This window comes from Streptomyces sp. CB01201, assembly GCF_002803085.1.
Classification (GTDB): Bacteria; Actinomycetota; Actinomycetes; order Streptomycetales; family Streptomycetaceae; genus Streptomyces; species Streptomyces hundungensis.
Map to the genome: position 1 here is coordinate 130,367 of NZ_NNBJ01000005.1, position 19,149 is coordinate 149,515.

19 protein-coding genes are annotated in these 19,149 nt (G+C 71.8%); 11 read left to right on the forward strand and 8 right to left on the reverse strand.

Features of this window, described 5'->3' with window-relative positions:
* The first annotated feature begins 27 nt into the window (after positions 1–27).
* Complete coding sequence (locus tag CG740_RS12805) at positions 28–1,245, forward strand: aminotransferase class I/II-fold pyridoxal phosphate-dependent enzyme (protein WP_100575209.1); 1,218 nt, start codon at positions 28–30, stop codon at positions 1,243–1,245.
* Between the two features lie 128 nt (positions 1,246–1,373).
* Complete coding sequence (locus tag CG740_RS12810; protein ID WP_100575210.1) at positions 1,374–2,510, forward strand: MBL fold metallo-hydrolase; 1,137 nt, start codon at positions 1,374–1,376, stop codon at positions 2,508–2,510.
* Positions 2,511–2,676: 166 nt separating this feature from the next.
* Here the strand turns inward: CG740_RS12810 and CG740_RS12815 are convergent, their stop codons facing one another.
* Complete coding sequence (locus CG740_RS12815; RefSeq protein ID WP_100575211.1) at positions 2,677–3,330, reverse strand: DedA family protein; 654 nt, start codon at positions 3,328–3,330, stop codon at positions 2,677–2,679.
* Positions 3,327–4,097, reverse strand: a complete 771-nt coding sequence (locus tag CG740_RS12820) for an MBL fold metallo-hydrolase (RefSeq protein WP_100575212.1) — start codon at positions 4,095–4,097, stop codon at positions 3,327–3,329. Before CG740_RS12820 ends, CG740_RS12815 begins: the two co-directional genes overlap by 4 nt.
* A gap of 235 nt (positions 4,098–4,332) precedes the next feature.
* On the opposite strand from CG740_RS12820, the gene CG740_RS12825 reads away from it, so the two are divergent.
* The 7 genes from CG740_RS12825 (at position 4,333) to CG740_RS40315 (ending at position 11,114) form a co-directional block, all read left to right on the forward strand.
* Complete coding sequence (locus CG740_RS12825; protein ID WP_234376217.1) at positions 4,333–4,809, forward strand: hypothetical protein; 477 nt, start codon at positions 4,333–4,335, stop codon at positions 4,807–4,809.
* 42 nt (positions 4,810–4,851) lie between these two features.
* Positions 4,852–7,032 carry a phage holin family protein gene (locus CG740_RS12830; protein WP_100575213.1) on the forward strand — a complete coding sequence of 727 codons (2,181 nt, stop codon included), beginning with the start codon at positions 4,852–4,854 and terminating at the stop codon, positions 7,030–7,032.
* Between the two features lie 69 nt (positions 7,033–7,101).
* A complete protein-coding gene (locus CG740_RS12835) occupies positions 7,102–8,553 on the forward strand; it encodes an amino acid permease (RefSeq protein ID WP_100575214.1) in 1,452 nt (483 codons plus the stop codon).
* Positions 8,554–8,675: 122 nt separating this feature from the next.
* A complete protein-coding gene (locus tag CG740_RS12840) occupies positions 8,676–9,998 on the forward strand; it encodes an LmeA family phospholipid-binding protein (RefSeq protein WP_100575215.1) in 1,323 nt (440 codons plus the stop codon).
* A gap of 175 nt (positions 9,999–10,173) precedes the next feature.
* Positions 10,174–10,368: an antitoxin gene (locus CG740_RS12845; protein ID WP_100575216.1), complete on the forward strand. Its 195-nt coding sequence runs from the start codon at positions 10,174–10,176 to the stop codon at positions 10,366–10,368.
* Between the two features lie 188 nt (positions 10,369–10,556).
* Positions 10,557–10,892: a hypothetical protein gene (locus CG740_RS12850; protein ID WP_100575217.1), complete on the forward strand. Its 336-nt coding sequence runs from the start codon at positions 10,557–10,559 to the stop codon at positions 10,890–10,892.
* A gap of 60 nt (positions 10,893–10,952) precedes the next feature.
* Positions 10,953–11,114, forward strand: a complete 162-nt coding sequence (locus CG740_RS40315; protein ID WP_199846427.1) for a hypothetical protein — start codon at positions 10,953–10,955, stop codon at positions 11,112–11,114.
* Positions 11,115–11,267: 153 nt separating this feature from the next.
* Here the strand turns inward: CG740_RS40315 and CG740_RS12855 are convergent, their stop codons facing one another.
* The 3 genes from CG740_RS12855 to CG740_RS12865 all read right to left on the reverse strand — a co-directional run bounded on the left by CG740_RS12855 (position 11,268) and on the right by CG740_RS12865 (position 13,951).
* Positions 11,268–12,287, reverse strand: a complete 1,020-nt coding sequence (locus CG740_RS12855; RefSeq protein WP_100575218.1) for a glycoside hydrolase family 6 protein — start codon at positions 12,285–12,287, stop codon at positions 11,268–11,270.
* A 223-nt stretch (positions 12,288–12,510) separates the two neighbouring features.
* Positions 12,511–13,185 (reverse strand): GNAT family N-acetyltransferase, encoded by a 675-nt coding sequence (locus tag CG740_RS12860; RefSeq protein ID WP_100575219.1) that lies wholly within the window; start codon positions 13,183–13,185, stop codon positions 12,511–12,513.
* A 172-nt stretch (positions 13,186–13,357) separates the two neighbouring features.
* Positions 13,358–13,951, reverse strand: coding sequence for a histone deacetylase (locus CG740_RS12865; protein ID WP_100575220.1), 594 nt, complete (start codon positions 13,949–13,951; stop codon positions 13,358–13,360).
* Between the two features lie 538 nt (positions 13,952–14,489).
* Here CG740_RS12865 and CG740_RS12875 point away from each other — a divergent pair.
* A complete protein-coding gene (locus CG740_RS12875; protein WP_100575222.1) occupies positions 14,490–14,867 on the forward strand; it encodes a nuclear transport factor 2 family protein in 378 nt (125 codons plus the stop codon).
* Here the strand turns inward: CG740_RS12875 and CG740_RS12880 are convergent.
* From CG740_RS12880 to CG740_RS12890, 3 genes are all read right to left on the reverse strand, one after another.
* Positions 14,857–15,726, reverse strand: a complete 870-nt coding sequence (locus tag CG740_RS12880) for a helix-turn-helix domain-containing protein (protein ID WP_100575223.1) — start codon at positions 15,724–15,726, stop codon at positions 14,857–14,859. The genes CG740_RS12875 and CG740_RS12880 overlap by 11 nt on opposite strands.
* Before the next feature lie 3 nt (positions 15,727–15,729).
* Positions 15,730–17,283, reverse strand: a complete 1,554-nt coding sequence (locus CG740_RS12885; protein ID WP_234376218.1) for a glycosyltransferase 87 family protein — start codon at positions 17,281–17,283, stop codon at positions 15,730–15,732.
* A 114-nt stretch (positions 17,284–17,397) separates the two neighbouring features.
* Complete coding sequence (locus tag CG740_RS12890; RefSeq protein ID WP_100575225.1) at positions 17,398–17,787, reverse strand: VOC family protein; 390 nt, start codon at positions 17,785–17,787, stop codon at positions 17,398–17,400.
* A gap of 214 nt (positions 17,788–18,001) precedes the next feature.
* On the opposite strand from CG740_RS12890, the gene CG740_RS12895 reads away from it, so the two are divergent.
* The gene (locus tag CG740_RS12895; protein WP_100575226.1) at positions 18,002–19,144 is read left to right on the forward strand and encodes a molybdopterin-dependent oxidoreductase; all 1,143 of its coding nucleotides are present in this window, start codon (positions 18,002–18,004) and stop codon (positions 19,142–19,144) included.
* The last annotated feature ends 5 nt before the right edge of the window (positions 19,145–19,149 follow it).

The following is a 19,149-nucleotide window of genomic DNA, read 5'->3' on the forward strand; positions in this document are numbered from 1 at the left end:
CCGGACGAAGCCCGAGGAGGAAACGGGATGCAGGGGACGGCGGCCACAGGGCGCGGGCCGGTGCGCTACGGCCCGCCCGCGCCCGGACCCGGGCTGCCCGTGCTCCCGGAACTCGCCGAAGCCCTTGCCTGCGCCGCCGCACGCACCGAACCGGAGCCGCCCGGCGGCGGCCCCGAACTGCGCGAGGCGGCCCGCGGCTACTGGCTGCGGCGCGGCCTGCCCACCCCGGCGGAGCGGGTCGTCGCCGCCCCCGGCGCCCAGGCCCTCCTGATCGCCCTGCTGGGCGCGTACGGCGGTGACATCCTGCTGCCCCGGCCGTGCCCGGCCTGGTGGAGCCCGCAGGCCCGGCTGCTCGGCCGGCCCTCCTACCATGTGCCGACCCCGGCCGAATGCGGTGGCGTACCGGATCCGTACGCCCTGCTCGAAACGGTCCGCCGGGTACGCGCCGAGGGCGGCAGGCCCCGGCTGCTCCTGCTGTGCGTGGCCGACGACCCGACCGCCACCGTCGCGCCGCCCGAGACCGTACGGGAGGCCTGCGAGGCGGCCGTCGGTGAGGGACTGCACATCATCAGCGACGAGACCTGGCGCGACACCGTCCACCACCCGCACGAGACGGTGCCGATCAGCCCCGCCGAGATGTGCCCCGAGGACGTGACCGTCCTCGCCGACCTCGGTGGCGCCTTCACCCCGCCGGGCTGGCCCGCCGCCGTCGCCCGCTTCCCCGACACCGCGGCCAACGCCCCGCGCCGGGCCCGCACCCTCGACGTCCTCGCCGCGCTCGGCGCGGTCGTGGCAGCCCCGCTGGCCGCTGCGGCCGCCCTCGCCCTCACCGAACCGGCCCCCGTCGTCGAACGGACCCGCCGGGCCGCGGCCCTGCACGGCCGGGTCGCGGCCGCCGCCCACCAGGCCGTACTCGACGCCGGCGCCCTGGCCAGACCCCCGCAGGCCGGCCGCCACCTCTACGCCGACCTCGGCCCGTTCCGGTCCCGCCTGGCCGCCCACGGCGTCACCGACTCCATGGAACTGGAGGACTACCTCACGGCCCGCCTGGCCGCGCCCGCCCCCGGCGGTCACCGCTTCGGCGACGAACTCGGTGCCCTGCGCGTCCGCCTCTCCACCGGCCCGCTCCTCGGCTCGACCGAGGAGCAGCGCCTGGACTCCCTGGAAGCGGCGGACCCACTCCAACTGCCGCACGTGCGTGAGGCGTTGAGCCGATTCGCCGCCGTACTCACCGAGCTGCGCTGACCCGTGACCGCCCGCCGCCGCGCCCCCGCCAAGCTGCTCCCGCACCGGCCATCCCCCACCCGCCACAGGGGTACGCACCGCCCGCCCTGCCACCGACCCGTGCGACGCCACCGAACGGAGTTGCCTCGATGACGGAACAGACGGAACAGACGGAACAGACGGACGAGAAGGAACAGACGGAACAGGCACCTCAGTTCCTTGAGCTGCCCGATCCACCCGGGCTGCCCGATCCACCCCGACTGCCCGAACCACCCGGACTGCCCGAACCTCAGGAACCGGGTACTGCGCAGGACGCGGGGCCGGCACCGCGTCCGCTCGGTGAGCTTCGGCGTTGGCCCCGGTCGTTTGCCGACCGGCTCACCGCCCCGCTCCCCGGCGTGCGTGCCATGGCCAGGCTCGCTCGCGAGGGTGCCATCCGGCCCCGCCCCGAAGGGCTGCGGGCCATCCCCGACCTGCCGTTCGCGCCGGGTCCGCTGCCGGTGGCCGACACCGACACGCTGGCCGTGACATGGGCGGGGCACGCCAGTTGGATCGTCCGCATCGGCGGGCTCACCGTCCTGACCGACCCCGTGTGGTCGCGGCGCATCCTCGGCATCCCGCCCCGGATCACACCGGTCGGTGTGCGCTGGGAGGACCTGCCGCCCGTCGACGCCGTCGTCATCAGCCACAACCATTACGACCACCTCGACGCCCCCACCCTCAAACGGCTCCCACGCGACACCCCGCTCTTCGTTCCGGCAGGCCTGGGCGGATGGTTCAGGCGACGCCGTTTCCACCAGGTCACCGAACTGGACTGGTGGGAGGCCGCCGAATACAAGGGCGTCCGCTTCGACTTCGTACCGGCCCACCACTGGTCCAAGCGCGGGCTCACCGACACCTGCCGCTCGCTGTGGGGCGGCTGGATCCTGGGCGACCGCCGGCAGCGCAGGCTCTACTTCGCGGGGGACACCGGGTACGGGCACTGGTTCAAGGAGATCGGCCGCCGGTACACCGGAATCGATCTGGCGCTGCTCCCCATTGGTGCGTACGCCCCGCGCTGGTGGCTCCAGGACGTCCACACCGACCCGGAAGAAGCCGTGCAGGCCTTCGCGGACCTGGGTGCCCGGCGGATGGCGCCGATGCACTGGGCCGCCTTCGTCCTGTCCGCCGAACCGGTCCTGGAACCGCTCACCCGCGTGAGAGCCGCATGGGCGCGCGCCGGCCACCCCCGTGAGGACCTGTGGGACCTGCCGGTCGGCGGCTCACGGGTGCTGGCGGAGTCCTGAGGTGTGGCTGGGCCGAAGCTCTCGCACGGCGATGGTGACGGCTGGGGCGATGGGCTCGCGCAATGGGCTGGTGTGGCTCTGAGAGCGCTCTCAGAGCCACACGGTGCCTGCCTACGCGCGAACGCCGACGCCCGGCCCCAACGTCGATGAGCGCCCGAGAGCGCTCTCACCCGCCCTCCGTGGCGACCGGCCCCCGCTTGCGGCGCCGCAGCCGCCGCCAGCCTGCAGGAGCACCGCTGATCAGAAGCGTCAGGACCACGGCCACCACCACGCCCTTCCACGGCTCGTCGAAGAGCGAGCCGCCGAGGATGCCGATGAGGCCGTACGCACCCGCCCAGGCGAGGCACGCCGGGATGTCGCCGTGTATGAACGCCCTCAGCCGCATCCCGCCGAGCAGGCAGGCCAGCATCACCGGGATCCGCCCGGCAGGCACCAGGCGGGACAGGACGAGGACGACCACTCCGTGGTCGTCGAGCTTGCGCTGAGCCTGTTCCAAATGGTCCGGCGCGACCCGGCCGCGCAGCGCACCGAGCCATCGCGAGCCGTTCTTCGAACGCACCCCGCGCTGCCCGAGCCAGTACAGCGCGACGTCGCCGATGAACGCGGCCAGCGCCCCCACCACGAAGACCAGGAGCAGCGAGAACCAGGCGGTCTGGTGGAAGGCCACCACCGCCGCGGTCGAAACCAGCGCGCCCGTCGGCACCACCGGGAGCAGCGACCCGAGAGCGACCAGGACGAAGAGCGTCGGGTAGCCGGCGGCCTGCTGGGTCGACTCGGGCGTCACCACGGTGGCGACGGCGAGCAGCCGGTCGGCGCTCATCGAGTGGCCTCGATCCGCACGCTCTCACCGTGTCCGAGCCGGTGCACCGCCGCCTTCGGAGCGAGCCGCGCCGCCTGCCGCACGAACTCCTCGCCCGGTGCGTGGAACTCGTGCGGCCGCACCCCGTCCATGCCGATCGGCCAGTACGTGCCGTAGTGCACGGGCACCGCCGAGAGCGCTCCCAGCGAGGCGAGTGCCTCGGCCGCGCGACCCGCGTCGAGGTGCCCCTGCCCCAGGTGCGGGCCCCAGCCGCCGACCGGCAGCAGCGCCACGTCCACCGCTCCGACGGCCTCGGCCATGTCGTCGAAGAGACCGGTGTCCCCGGCGAAGTACGTCCTGGCCTCCCCCTCGACGACGTAACCGAGTGCGGGGGAGCGCAGCGGTCCCACGGGCAGCCGACGCCCGTCGTGCCGTGCGGGAACGGCCCGCACCCGAAGGCCCCCGATCTGGACCGTGTCACCGGCCCGCACCTCGGTGATGTGCGGACCGAGCCGTCGCAGCCCGGGCACCGAGCGGGCCGCCCCGGCCGGAACGATCAGCCGGGTGCCGGGCGCGACCCGGGCCAGCGAGGGCAGATGCAGATGATCGGCGTGCAGGTGCGAGACGAGCACCGCGTCGGCCACCGCGGCCTCGGGCGGCGGGACCGCGCCCCGGCGCCGGCGCAGATGCGCGAGGCGGCGCGCGAAGAGCGGATCCGTGAGCAGCCGCACCCCGGAATCCTCGATCGTGCAGGTGGCATGACCCCACCAGGTGATCTCCACCGGCACGAAAACCTCTTCTCCGCTCGACGACGACGCATGACGACGCATGACGACCGATGACGAGCCTAAGTCTCCCCGCGCGCAAACACGGCCCGGCCGCCCCTCGCCTGCCCGCAGGGCCGGGCCCGGTCGGGAAATCCCGGCCGCGACCGGGGAAGAGACAACGCCGAGGAAGAGGTGGGGGAGAGGAGCGGGAGCGGGGAGTAGGGTCGGCCACCGGCAGCTCGTACAGGGGGAAGACATGGACGGTACGCCCGGCAAGGACGGCACGCCCGGCAAGGACGGCACGACCGGCAAGGACGGCACGACCGGCTCGGACGACGTGCGAGTGACGGCGATCGCCAGTCTGACCCCGCTCGAAGAGCTCGATCACGACCCCTTCCTGGTGGACACCCGCAGCCAGCACGAGATGTGTGCGCAGTGGGCCGCAGGCCGGGGCTATGCCGTCACCCGGCAGCTCCTCTTCTACGGTCTGCAACCTGACCACGCGGGCCTGTGGGCAGACGTGGACGCGGGCCTCGTCCATGTCTTCGTCGCGCCCAACGAGCGTGTGCTGGCAAGGGCGTTCACGTCCGTGCCGGAGTTCTCCGCCGAGTGCGCGAGACGCGGCGTGCGCCTGGAGACGGCCTGCCTCGACGAGCCCGGCTACGACGGGGCCAGGAAGGCGCACATCCACCGCCGCCTGTCGATGCCCACCGCCGGATACGACGGCTGCTGAGCCGGGCCGCTCTCCACGACGCAACGTCTCCCACCTCCCCTTATGGCAGGGTTGAGGAGGAACGGGCGAGGCGAGAGGCAGGCGGCAGTGGGGCGATGGCGGACAACGGGCAGCGCCCTGCTCCGGGTGATCGTGGTGTGGGTCGTCTCGACGCTCACCATGATGCTGCTCGCCGGGATCCTGCCCGACTTCAAGCTCACCTCCGACAACGGTGAGAGCATCACCCGGGTCGCGCTCACCGCGGCGTGGGGCGCGGGCGCGTTCGGGCTGCTCAGCGCGCTGGTGTGGCCGCTGGTGGTGCGGGCGTTCCTGCTGGTGCCGGCGCTGGTGCTCGGCCTTCTGGTGTTCTTCCTCAACGGCTCCCTGCTCCTGGTCGCGCTCCGCCTGATCCCGACCGGTCATGGCGCGGCCGAGCCGGAGACCGCGGTGATCGTCGCCGCCGTCATGTCGGCCGTGGCGTCGGCGACCTCCACCTCGCTGGCCGTCCGTGACGACGACGCGTATCGGCGCCGGCTCTCGCGGCTCGCCGACCGGCGCCGACGCAGACGCGGCCTCGATTCGGCGCCGCAGCCGCCGGGACTCGTCCTCATCCAGCTCGACGGCGTCGGTGAACGCACGCTGCGGCACGCCGTCGACAGCGGCCTGATGCCGACCGTGGCCGCCTGGCTCCAGGGCACCCACCGGCTCACCCCCTGGCGGACCGACTGGTCGAGCCAGACCGGCGCCAGCCAGCTCGGCATCCTGCACGGCAGCAACTTCGACGTGCCGGCCTTCCGCTGGTACGAGAAGGAGAGCGGCGAGGTGATGGTCTCCAACCGGCCGGCCTCCGCCGTCGAGCTCCAGCGCCGGGCCGTCGAGCGCACCGGCGACGGCGGGCTGCTCACCGTCGACGGGGCCAGCCGCGGCAACCTGTTCTCGGGCGGCGCCGAGGAGGTGGCCCTCGTGCTGACCGCGGCCGCGCGGCGCGGGCGTCGCAACCGCTCTCGCGCCGGATACTTCGCCTACTTCTCCGACCCCGCCAACGCGGTCCGCACCGCGGGGTCCTTCGTCGCCGAGGTCGGCCGCGAACTCACCCAGTCGACCCGGGCCCGACTCCGCAGGGAGACCCCGCGCATCAAGCGCGGCGGCCTCTACCCCTTCATCCGCGCCTTCGCGACCGTCGTCGAGCGGGACGTCGTCGTCGCCGCCGTCATGGGCGATCTGCTGGCCGGACGCACCGCCGTCTATGCCGACTTGGTCGCCTACGACGAGGTCGCCCACCACTCCGGGCCCCGCGGCCGCGACACCGACCAGGTCCTCAGGCGCCTCGACCGTTCTCTCGCCCTCATCGCCGGCGCGGCCGGACAGGCCCCGCGGCCCTACCGGATCGTGCTCCTGTCCGACCACGGCCAAAGCCCCGGCGAGACTTTTGAGAGCGCTTTCGGGCTGACTCTGAAGGACCTGGTGCGGGCCGGATGCGGGCTGCCCGTGCCCCGTCGGGCACGCCGCACCCGCAGCGGCGCTGAGGCCAGGTACGCGGTGCGGGTCGCGCTGCACCGGCCGGTCGAGGAGGGCGAGGAACGTCCGCCGCAGCGCGAGTCCGACCCGGTCGTGCTCGCCTCCGGCAACCTGGGCCTGGTCTCCTTCCCCGACGCCGAGGGCCGCCTGACCCGAGAGCAGATCGACCGGCGGCACCCGGCACTGCTCACCACCTTGGCCAACCACCCCGGCATCGGCTTCCTGCTCGTCCGCAGCGAGGAACACGGAGCGGTGCTGCTCGGCGGAGGCGGGGGCGCTGGCGGGACAGAGGTGCCGTTGGCTCAACTCGCCGACGACGAAGGCCCGTTGAAGGGCTTCGGCCGCGGCGCCGCCGATGCGGTGCGGCGCACCGACACTTTCCCGCACACCGCCGACATCATGGTCAACTCGATGTACGACCCGGCCACCGGCCGAGTGCACGCCTTCGAGGAACAGATCGGTTCGCACGGCGGCCTCGGCGGCGAGCAGTCGCACCCCTTCCTGCTCTCGCCCGTGGAACTGTCCGCACCGGTGCCGGACAGCGGGGAACTGGTCGGCGCGGAACAGGTCCACCACGTCCTGCGGCGCTGGCTGGGCGAGGGCCAGGGCCCCCAGATCCCGGTGGGCGCCGAGGCGCTGACCACGGCGGAGGATTCGCCGCGGACAGCCCAACCGGAAGGATCATTTCCGGTTGTTGACCGGGTAGTACAGGACAAAACCTGCTGATTTGGTGCGCTGCCTCACGTACCCGACCATGGTCAGGTTTGTCCCGTACGAGAGGCCTGCCACCCCGTCATGACCACGCAAGAAGCCCAGAGCAAGCACGCCCGGCAATTCGGCCTGCCGGTCGCCGTCTCGCTGGTCATGGGCAACATCATCGGTGGCGGGATCTTCCTGCTGCCGGCCTCCGTCGCCCCGTTCGGCACCATCAGCCTGGTCGCCTTCGCCGTGCTCACGGCGGGCGCGATCACGCTCGCCCTGGTCTTCGGCCGGCTCGCCGAACGCCACCCGCAGACCGGCGGCCCCTACGTCTACGCCCGCGCGGCCTTCGGCGACTTCGCCGGGTTCCTCGCCGCCTGGTCCTACTGGATCACCACCTGGGTCTCCAACGCGGCCCTCGCGGTCGCCGCCGTCGGCTACCTCGACGTCCTCATACCGGTGCACGAGTCCAAAGCGGCCACGATCACCGCCGCCCTGGTCCTCCAATGGCTCCCGGCCCTCGCCAACCTCGCGGGCACCCGGTATGTGGGAACGGTCCAACTCGTCGCCACGGTACTGAAGTTCGCCCCGCTGCTCCTCGTCGCGGTCGGCGGACTGTTCTTCTTCGACCCCGCCAACCTCGGCCCCTTCCAGGCCCACGGCCAGTCCGGGCTCGGCGCGATCTCCGCCTCTGCCGCGATCCTTCTCTTCAGCTACCTCGGCGTCGAATCCGCCGCCGTGAGTGCGGGCGAGGTCCGTGACCCGCGCCGCAACGTCGGCCGCGCCACCATCCTCGGCACGCTCGGCGCCGCAGTGATCTACCTCCTGGGAACGCTCTCCGTCTTCGGTACGGTCCCGCACGACCGGCTCGTCTCCTCCACCGCGCCCTTCACGGACGCCGTGAACTCCATGTTCGGCGGCTCCTGGGGCGGCACCGCGGTCGCACTCGCGGCCCTCGTTTCGATGGTCGGCGCACTCAACGGCTGGACCCTGCTCAGCGCCCAGACCCCGTACGCCGCCGCCAAGGACGGTCTCTTCCCGCAGGTGTTCGGCAAGAAGCGGCGCGGCGTCCCGACCGTCGGCGTCCTGGTCACCGCCGTACTCGCCTCGCTCCTCACCGTCTACAACTACACGGCCGGGTCGAAGGGCGTCTTCGAGATCCTGGTCCTGGTGACCACCTTCACGGCCACCGTCCCCTACCTCCTGTCGACGGCCGCTCAGATCTACTTCCTGGCGTCCGGCCAGTCGGACCGCGTCAGCCGTTCCCGCCTGGTGCGCGACGCGGTCCTCGCCGTCCTCGCCTTCGGCTTCTCCATGTGGCTGGTGGCGGGCTCCGGATACGAGGCCGTCTACCAGGGCGTGCTGTTCCTCTTCGCGGGCGTCCTCGTGTACGCGTGGATGGCCGCGCGCAAGCAGCGCGGCCAGACCCCGCCCTCCGAGCCCTCGGCCTCCGAGTCCGCCAAGCCGTCCACCTCCTCCGAGCCGTCCACTTCCGCCGAGCCGTCCGAGTCTCGCGAGCCGTCCGAGCACCGCGCGTCCCGCGTCTGACGTGTTGTTCGCCACGCTCCCCGGCCCCGGAAGGGGCGCGTGGACCCCGGGGGCCGGGGCATAACGGACGTACCGTCGGTAGCGGTTGCGTGCGAGTGGATCATGTGTGGTGGGATGAGTTGATGCGAACCCCCACCCGCATGCACCCCCGTTACCGCAACCCCTATGACGAACTGGCCGCACTGGCCGACCCCGAGCCGGACCCCCACCCGGCCGACGCATCCTGGACCGACGCCGCTCGCACGACCCAGCAATCGGCCGACGCCGCGCCCGCCGCGTACGACTCGTCTCACGCCGGGCACCGCTCGTCGCACGCCACTGCGGAATCAGCTCAAGCCGCGCAGGACTTCTTCGCCTCGCCGAGCGGCCGCCGGCGCACCGAACCAGGACGCCGCGCCAGGCGCGGCCGCCGGCGCCGCAGCAGCCTGCTCGCCGCCGTGCCCCGCACCGCGAAACTGCTCGTCGCGCTGGCCGTGGGTGCCGGATTCCTGGTCCTCGGGGACCGGTGCGCGGTGATGTACGCCGAGAAGAAGGCGCAGCAGGAGCTCCAGTCCGAACTCCATCTGGAGGCCGCGCCCCAGGTGGACATCCACGGCTTCCCCTTCCTCACTCAAGTCCTGGACAAGCGGCTGGAGCGCGTGGACGTGACCGTGCCCCACGTGCCGGCCGACCGGATCTCGCTCGCGAAGGTGCAGGCCGGAGCCCACGACATCCGGCTGACCGGCAAGCTGCCGAGCGACATCAGCGGCGCGGTCATCGGCCGGCTCAATGGCGAGATCACGCTCTCCTTCGACGATATGAACCGCGAACTGGCCGCATCCCAGGTCAAGTTCAGCCGGCGCAGCGACAACTTGGTCGGTGCGGACGGAAAGCTGACCATCGCGGGACAGGAACTGCGGGTCAGCGCCGAGGCCCGGCTGCGCCTGGTCGGAGACCACGGCCTCTCCACCGACATCGACGGCATGAGCCTCGACCTGCCCGGCATCGCCACCTACCGACCCGGTCGTGACCGGGGCCTGACCCTGCACCGCGAGACCGCCGAACTCATCAGTCGCGACACCGCCCGCGCGAAGGCGCTGCTCGCGGTGCCGGCTGTGGTGAAGCGGCTCGGAGTGCCGGACAAGGACGTCCAGTCGGCCCTGCACAACGAGCAGAAGCTGCACGAGCTGGTCGGCACTCCCCGGTTCGCCGAACAGCTGACCCACGTCAACCTCGTCGACGTGGTGGTGGACCACCCCTGGCTGCTCTCGAAGATCGGCGTCGATCCGAAACTGATCGCGGGAGTGCTCGCCATGCGGCCCCCGGAGCTGTCGGACCGTCTGTCCTTCGCCTTCACGCTCCCCAAGCAGGCGCGGGACCTGCACCTGCGCGCGGTACGCGTCGAGAAGAACGGCATCGTCGCGACCGCCACCGGCACGGGTCTCGCCGTCGGCAAGGGCGACTAGCGACCGTCGCCGAAGGAGGCAGCGGGCCATCGGCACGGGCGACTGGCGCGTGTTCTGCGCACGCCGGTGTGCCGTCAGTGCCTCCGCCCGCCCCCGGGGCGGGCGGCCTCTGGGGGTGCGAACCCCGACGAATGCGCGGATGCTGGAATGTGCCAGCATCCGCGAGGAGGCAGATATGTCGATGCTCGACAAGCTCAAGGACCTGATCAAGGGCCACCCGGACCAGGCGCGACAGGGCGTCGAAAAGGCCGGTGACGCCTTCGACGCGAAGACCGGCAACAAGTACCAGAGCCAGGTTGACACGGCTCAGCAGAAGCTCAACGAGCAGCTGGGCTCCGACCGGCCGCAGAACCCCCCGCCGGGGACCTAGCGCGTCAGTACGCGGGGTCGGGGTCGGTTGCGCCGAGCTGCGGTCGCGCCGAGTCGGCTGCGCGGCATCGGCGCCCCGCTCCGAAGCGCCGGGTGCTACGGGTCAATACGTCAAGAGGAGTCACCCGGTAGAGCGGATCTGCCCCGGATTCGCGCACGTCACCGGTGCCGCTGGGCAGAGCTGTCCTCGTGCCGTCCGCCTCCCTCGCCATCCTGCGCCGCGCCCTAGTGGTGCTGATGGTGCTTGGCGCGCTGTTCGGGGCGGCGCCCGGCGTGCAGGCATGCGAGGGGCGGACGGTGGGTTCGGCCGAGGTGTCCATGGCACCCGAACCGTCGAACGAAGGCGTGCCCGACGCGGCCGATGCCGTACTTCCCGTCCAGCCGAGCCGCATCGCAAGGCCGGGCCGTCCCACGGCGGTCGACGCCGAAACTCCGAAGCCGGTGCCGACGCCCACCACCCCGAACGAAGACGCCCGTACGCCTGCCACGGCGACGGGCGTCCGCTGTGTGGTGCTGCGCTGCTGACCGTTCCGTACGGAACCAGGTCGGACAGCCAACTCACCTACACAGCAAGGTGGTTCAGTCATGCCCATCGACCCCTTCGCGGCGCTCAACGCCATGATCCGTGCCGAAGCCGCGCGGGTACGGCCCGCCGGTGTCCCCGCCCCCGAGGGCGGGACGAGCCCGGCCGAGGGCGAGGAGGAGCCCCCGAGGCAGCAGCGCCAGGACGACCGGCAGACCGGCTAGCGACGGCGGGCCGGCCGGCGCGACAGGCCGTGCTGGCCGGCCGGTCAGAGGGAGAGGCTGGGCTGCTGAGAGCGCTCTCGGTGGCTCAGTCCGGCTCCCAGCCGGTCGAACGTCCCGCAGGACGGCCGGACGCCCGGTCGATCTCCATACGATCTATGTGCGCGCGGCTTGGGCCAGCCCCAGGGCGTACTCGGGCCACCAGCGCCCCGCCTTCGGGCCGCCCCGGCACGTGCCGTCCGACTCGCCGGGGCGCTTGATCCACAGGTAGGCGTCGATCAGCGGGTCCCCGGTGGCCGTCGTGGGCGGGGTACCGAGGGCACGGCCGGGCGGGTTGCACCAGTTGTCGGTGCCGGAGTAGGGGCCGTTGCCGTTGCGGCTGGTGTCGACCACGAAGTGCTTGCCCCCGAGCGCGGCCGACAGCCGGTGCCCGTACTCGGCGCTGGCCGCGTTCGTCTGGAACGAGGAGACGTTGAGCGAGAAACCGTCCGCCTGCTCCACTCCTGCCTGCCGCAACGGCTCAAGCAGGGTCGACTGGTCGGTGATCCAGGCGGAGTGCCCAGCGTCCAGGTACACCTTGGTCGCAGGCCCGCGCTTCAACTCCCTTACCGCATAGGCGAGTAGCGACAGTCGCTCGGCGGAAGGCGCTCCCTGGCATCCGCTCACCAGGTGGGCGATGGCGTCCGGCTCGACGATGACGACGGCCGAACGGTCGCCGATGCCGCGCGAGAGCGCGTCCACCCACGTCCGGTAGGCGGCCGCGCTCGCGGCGCCGCCGCGCGACTCCCCGTCGCAGTCGCGATGCGTGATGTCGTACGCGACGAGAACCGGAACCCGTCCGGCCCGGGCGGCCGCGCTTGTGAGGTCGCGCACCTGCTGCTCGACCCCCTCAGGCCGTGGCCAGTCAGCCTGGGGCCGGAGCGAGATCCGCTCGATCAGCGCCGCGTCCGATTCCCGGCCGGCCCGCCGCCACTCGGAGACCTGCTCGGCGGCCGGCCCCTCGGGGTTCACCCAGTACGGGCCCGGATACGGATCGGCGGGCGAGGGCGAGGGCGAGGGCGAGGGGATCGGGACGGGGGCGGGCCCCGGGACACCTGGGGTGGTGAACCCCAGCGAGAGCGCGGCGGCGAGCACCGCGAGGCCGTACCGGATAGGGGAGCGTGACCAGCCGGACATAGGACTCCAAGAATGACGGACCCACTGATTCCGGAGATCTTGGCACCCCAGGCTCGCCGAGCGCCCGGACCCAGGGCCGTACGTGGGGCCGGACGGGGGAACGGGCGCGTTCGGTGTTCGGCCTGGTTGTCCTCCCTCGCCCGCGAGGGTCCCGCGGGGATCGGTCAGGAACCAGGCAGGGAGGAGGCAGGGAGGTGGCAGGGAGGAGGCCCGCGCGTCCCGGTCAGCAAGCCTCGCGCACATGGAGGTGGCCGTCCCGGGGATAGGGCGGTTCGGCCGGGAGAATCCGTTCGAAGTGGTAGCCGGTCTTCACCGCGACGCGGCACGAGGCGAGGTTGTCGACCTGGTGGATCAGTTTGATGCGGCGCAGTCCGTCGCCCGCGAAGTTCTCGAACGCCCAGGTTGAGAGCGCTTCCACGGCGCGTGGTGCCACGCCGCGCCCGCGCGAGTGAGCCATCACCCAGTAACCGACCTCGGCGGTCTCGGGGCCGGAGGCCTCGCTCCATCTGAGGGAGATGTTCCCCAGCACGATTCCGCCCGGCGGCCGGAGTTGCTCGGCTCGGGCCGCCGGGTCCGCCGGGTCCGCCGGGTCCGCTGGTTCCGCGCGTTCTGCGTGCCCCAGGTGTTCCAGGCGCTCCGCGAGCTCCGGATTCCGCTCTTGGCCGGCGCAGACCGCGAAGGAGAGGCGAGTCCCGCTCTCGATGCCCCGACGCTGGATGTCGAGCCACCGCAGCGCGTCCGCGCGGTTGACGATCGGCTTGGTGGTCCAGCGGGATATCTCGGGATCGCCATAGGCCTCGATCACCGTTTGCGCGTCGTACGCCCGCCAAGGCCGCAGCACGAGCGCGCCCGAGGCCCCGGTCGCCGCCACCCGCAAGATTTCCGTCGTGCCCGTCATCCCTGTGACCCCCTCGCCAGCGCTGTTCCGTGAAGCCCGTGCTCGGTGCCTGCGCCGGGCCGCCCGCGTCGGAGCCAAGGGTACGTAGGCTGCTGCGGCGGCTCCTCAGGGGCGCCCTCAGTCAGCGGCACCCTCAACTACCGCGCGCCGTGGCCAAGTTACGGCGCTGGGGTCACTTCACGGGGCGCTTCGTCAGGAGGCCGGCAACCGCCTGCTCGGTCCACAGGCCCGCCGTGCCCGGACGCCCCGCCAGATACGTGGTCACCGTGCTCTCGTCCCAGGCACCCGCCTCAAGGAGCCCCTCTGCCAGGTGTCGGAGATAGGCGGCCGAGGGGGCAGTCCAGTCCACCTCGGTCATGCGCCAGGGTGCGGTGAACGTGAGCACGGGGCGTCCATCGAGCTGTCCGCCGTGAACGAGGGTCTCGTAGCGCCCTTCGCCGAGGGTGGACCGGCCCGTGCCCAGCACCTCGCCGAGGTCGAGGTCCGCCCCGGGTTCCCGGTACATCTCCTGCGCCGCGATGTCCGCGAACTGACTGACCGTCACCAGGTGGGCGCGGGCGTACATATGACCGTCCACGCAAGGGTCGTAGAAGGCGCGGCCGCCCCGCCACACGGGAGACCGGGTCGCGAAGTACAGCGCCCCCGGGAGTTCCACCGGCACCGACCGGACGGGCGGCCACCGCCGATCCCGGCACCCCGGGTAGGACCGGGCCGCTCCCTCCGGACGTCCGCCCTGGATGTAGTGCGCGAGCCGGTCGAGATGCATGTTGGAGCCGTACGAGGCGTACCAGATCAGCCCGTCCGAGTCAGAACCGGAGCCGGAGCCAGAACCAGAACCAGAACCAGAGTCAGAACCAGAGTCAGAACCAGGACCCGAGCCCGTATCCGAGCCCGAATCCGAGCCCGATGCAATGCCCGAGCCCGGCGCCTCCGTCCCAGGGCCCCGCGCGGGCGACCCAGGGGCTTCCGTGTGCGGCCAAGGGGCTTCCGAAGTGCCCTGCGGCCCGGCGGCGTCCGAAGTGACCGGACGCCGGTCAGCCGCATCGCTGTCGTCCACCGCAGTACCTCCGCCCTTCGCCGCACGGGTTGCCGCACCGGCTGCCGCACGGGTTCCGCACGGGTTCCGCAAGCCTTGCCGCACGTGCCGAAATCCAAGCCCATGGCGGCCAACCCCATTACCTCGCCGGTAATCGACCCCTCGCCCGCCTCCCGGCAGAGTTGCCGACATCGGGACCCGGGCGGCGCACTCCGGTCGGGTCCCGGGTTCCCGACCGGTAGAACGTACTTCACGGAGGCTGATTTCCATGTCCGAGACCCGCTACGAGAACGCCGTCACCCGCTACTTCGAGGCGTGGAACGCCGATCCTGCCGAGAGCATCGCCAAGGCCGTGGCGGCCGGGTGGACCGAGGACGGCACCTACACCGACCCGCTCGTCGAGGTCGCCGGACACGAGGCGATCGCCGCCGTGATCACGGGGGCACGAGCGCAGTTTCCGGGGTTCGAGTTCCGGCTGCTCGGCGCGGTCGACGGGAACCACGACATCGCCCGGTTCGGATGGGAACTGGTGTCGGTGGCCGACGGCTCCGCACCCGTCGCCGGGTTCGATGTGATCACCCTCGCCGAGGACGGCCGGATCCGTTCCGTCGCCGGCTTCCTGGACCGCGTACCGGCTACGGCATGAGCGACTGAAGGTAAGTCGCCGTCTCCGGGTCGGCCGGCAGGAACGTCTCGATGGCCAATTCGGAGACGGTGACGTCCATGGGCGTATTGAACGTCGCGATGGTCGAGATGAGGGAAAGCACCGTGCCCGCGTGCTCGATGCGCAGCGGCAGCGCGAAGGGGAACGCGGGGTGAGCGCTCGCGTCGCCCGAGCCGTCCGCGTTCGCCGGCGTGGAGGTCAAGGAGGGCGCGGAGGGCGCGGAGGGCGAGGGTGGCACCGGCCGCGCGGAACACACGGGATGCGCGGCGACCTCCTCGTACAGCTCGCGCAAGTCGTCGTTGCGCAGCAACGCGATCTGCCGCTCCATCTGTTCCAGGAGATGGCCGCGCCACTCGGGGAGGTTGTGGATGCGCGGGGCGAGGCCCTCGGGGTGGAGGGTGAGGCGCATCGCGTTCACCGGCGGGGTGAGCAGATGCGGCGCCACGCCGTCGAGCAGGATGCCCATGCCCCGGTTGGCGGCGAGCACCGTGTACGTCGCGTCCACCACCACGGCCGGGTAGGGGTCGTAGGCCCGCAGCAGCCGTTCCATTCCCTCGCGCAGGGCGCTCATGGACGGGTCGTCGAGCGGGGTCTGTGCGTAGTGCGGGGCGTAACCGGCCGCCAGGAGAAGGGAGTTGCGCTCGCGGACCGGTACGTCCAGGTGCTCGGCGAGGCGCAGGATCATCTCCTCGCTGGGGCGTGACCTGCCGGTCTCGATGAAGCTGATGTGCCGGGCCGACGAATCGGCGCGCAGCGCGAGCTCCAGCTGGCTGATCCGGCGCTGCTCGCGCCAGCCGCGCAACAGGGGCCCGACTCCCGTATCGATTGCGGCAGTTGTCATACCTCAGACACTAACCCGCCCGTTGGACAGCACCTCGGCGGGACCCGAGTCGTACGCCGGGCGTCGCCGCAAGCGCAGTACGCAACCCGCGAGGACCGCGCCCGCCGCGATCGCGTAGGCCGTCGTCGCCACCGGGAAACCCGGCGCGGCCCGCGCCGTCACGTAACTGGCCGCCCCCGCGCCCGCGACCGTAAGCCACTCCCAGCGCCCGTCGAGCGCCACGAGGGCGACCAGGAGCAGGGCGTACCAGGAGTATCCGGGCGTGAGGAGGAGGAACGCCGAGCCGAGCAGCAACAGAGCTCCTGACCAAGGCCGTTCGGGCTTCCCGAACCGCAGGACGTACGCCGTCAGCGCGAGCAGCACGACGAGTGTCACCGGCAGGGACCAGCTCGGGGGCAGCACCAGGCGCAGCAGCGCGAAGCGGCCGCGCGCGGCGGGGTCGTCGTACCCCTCCTCCTGGGTGTAGCCGCCGAGGTAGCCGAAGACCGAGGAGTGTGAGGCGAGCACATACGGGAGGTAGGAGAGCGCGATCAGGCCCACCGTCGACAGCACCACGGTGACCGGACGCCGCCGCAGCACTGCGGGCAGTACCACGGCAGGCAGCATCTTGACCGCGACGCCCGCGCCGATCAGCGCGCCACCCAGTGCGGCCCGGATCCGACTGATCGCGCTCTCGGGCCCGCGCCCGCCGGTCGGGGCACCCGGGCTCTCCGTGCCGCGCCCGCCGGTCAGGGCGGCGAGCCGCCCAGCCCCGCGCCCGCCCGTCAGTACGCCGATGCCCGCGACCGTCAACAGGACGGCCAGCACGTCGACATGTGCGTTGTTGACCGCCTCCACCGGCAGGGCGGGGCACCATGCCCAGTACGCGGCGCCCGACACCGACACCGACACCGACATCGGCACCGGCACCGGCATGGGCGCCGTGCCCGGATCCCCACCCGTGCCGCGCCGCCGCAGGATGCGCACCAGAACGAGCGTGGTGCCCACCGCACACAGCGCGCCACCGATCTGGAGCGGCTTGATGCGGGCGGATCCAGGTGAGATCTCGTCCACCAGAAGGAAGTACGCCTCGGCCACCGGCGGGTAAATGGTATGCACCGAAGGCCTGTTGAGGCGGGTGCAGCCACCGTCCACCCGGGCATGGTCGGGCAGCGCGCACTGGGCCGGATCCGTGGGGAACAGCCAGGGGTCGCGCAGCCCGGTCAGCTCGCGGTCGCGCGGCGCGTGGTCATAGGGGGAGATCCCGGCCGCCTGCACCCGGCCGTCCCACGCGTAGCGGTAGGAGTCGGTGCTGGTGCGCGGCGGAGCGAGGAGTCCGGTGGCGGCGACGGCGATGCCGCCCGCGACGATCAGCGCGGCCTGCCTGCGCACCGGAACCTTGCGCAGCGACCAGGCGGCGACGCCGAACAGCAGCCAGGAAGCCGCGTACCACCAGGAGAGCCCGCCCGGGTCGGTGTTGTAGCCGTCGTGCAGGACGGTGAGGGCGAGCACCACGGTGAGCGCGGCGAGCAGGACGCCGGTGCGAACGACGGGGCGAAAGGTGGATCCATGAGTCACACCCTGAGCCTGCCAGCTCCGGACCGCGCCGCACGGCAGGCCGCCCCCGCCGTCCGCGAACCGTAAGGTTCGGCCGAACATGCGGAGGCGGCCCGGCCACCCGGCGGCGGTGAATTACTTCCAGCCGCCGTACGGAACAGTCAGAAGCTCCATTCCGTGTCCGGCCGGATCGGGGAAATACACCCCGCGCCCGCCGTCGTTGTGGTTGATTTCATTCGGGTGCTGCTGATGGGGATCGGCGAAGTACGGCAGCTTCATTGACTTGATCCGCTCGAATGCCGCATCGAATTCCTCCTCGGACACGAGGAAGGCGTAATGCTGCGGCGTGATGTCCGTTCCCTCGGGTGCCGTGGCAAAATCGAGAGTGACACCGTTGCTGGTCGAGACGGGGATGAACGGCCCCCACGGCTTCCCGACCTCAAGACCCAGGATCTCGCCGAGGAATTCGGCGGACACTCGTCTGTCGCGGGCGAAAACGATCGTGTGATTCAACTGTACTGACACGGTGGAATGCCTCCAACAGGCATCTCACAGACACCTCCATGTCTCACCCGGCCGGTGACCGACACGCGATGCTGCCCAAAGATCCTAACCACACATCCACGACCCTGTCACGGTATTGATCGCGCCATCGCATTTCCGTGCCGGGCATCGGCGTTCGAGAACCGTAAGGTGTCGACCCGCCCGGAGCGGCGGCTCCTCGCGGTGGGATGGGGCCATGAAGCCACGCCTCCCCGCAGTGCGGCCGCCCACCTTCCGTGGCCGGCTGCACGACGCCCGCACGGCGACCTCGATCGGCCGCTGGCTCGGCGCCGCGATCGCGGTCTGTTTCGGCACCGGACTGGTCAGCCACTACCTCCAGCATCCACCCGGCTGGCTGGCCGACGACCTCCCCAGTCGGCCCCTGTGGGGATACCGCCTCACCCAGGGCCTGCACGTGGCGACCGGTATCGCCGCGATCCCGCTGCTCCTGGCCAAGCTGTGGACGGTGTACCCGAGGCTGTTCGCCTGGCCGCCCGTGCGCTCCGTGCGCCACGCCCTGGAGCGGCTCTCGGTCGCGGTCCTGGTCGCCGGAGCCGTCTTCGAACTGTTCACCGGCCTCCTGAACACCGTGCAGTGGTACCCCTGGCCCTTTTCCTTCGTGCCCGTGCACTTCGCCGTCGCCTGGCTGCTCGCCGGCGCGCTACTGATGCACATCGCCGTCAAGTACCCCGAAATCAAGGCGCATTGGAGCCGCGATTCGCCGGGGACACTCACCCTGCCCGCGGCCGACGGCCCCGACCGGCGCTCCCTCCTGACCGGGGTGGCGGCCGCCGTGGGCGCGGTCACCCTCACCACCGTCGGCCAGTCCCTAACTCCGCTCAAGGCCTTCGACCTGCTCGCCCCGCGCCACCCCGACCACGGACCCCAGGCCCTCCCGGTCAACCGGACCGCCGTGGCGGCCGGAGTGACCCAAGTCGACCTCTCCGCCTACCAGTTGACGGTCGTGGGGCCCACTCCGTACACCCTCACCCTCGATGAACTGGCCGCCCTCACCCAGCACGAATCCGTCCTGCCCATCGCCTGCGTCGAGGGCTGGAGCAAGTCCGCCCACTGGACCGGCGTTCGCATGACGGACCTGCTGCACCGGGCCGGCGCGCCGCCGGACGCGCGGGTGCGGGTGGTGTCCCTGGAGCGGTACGGCGCGTACCGCGTGATGGAGATGGGCCGCGAGTACGCCCACGACCCGCTGACCCTGCTCGCCCTCAGGCTCAACGGGCGGGTCCTGACGCCGGATCACGGCTACCCGGCCCGCATCATCGCGCCGAACCGCCCCGGCGTCCTACAGACCAAATGGGTCAGCCGGCTGGAGGTGCTGTGATGCGT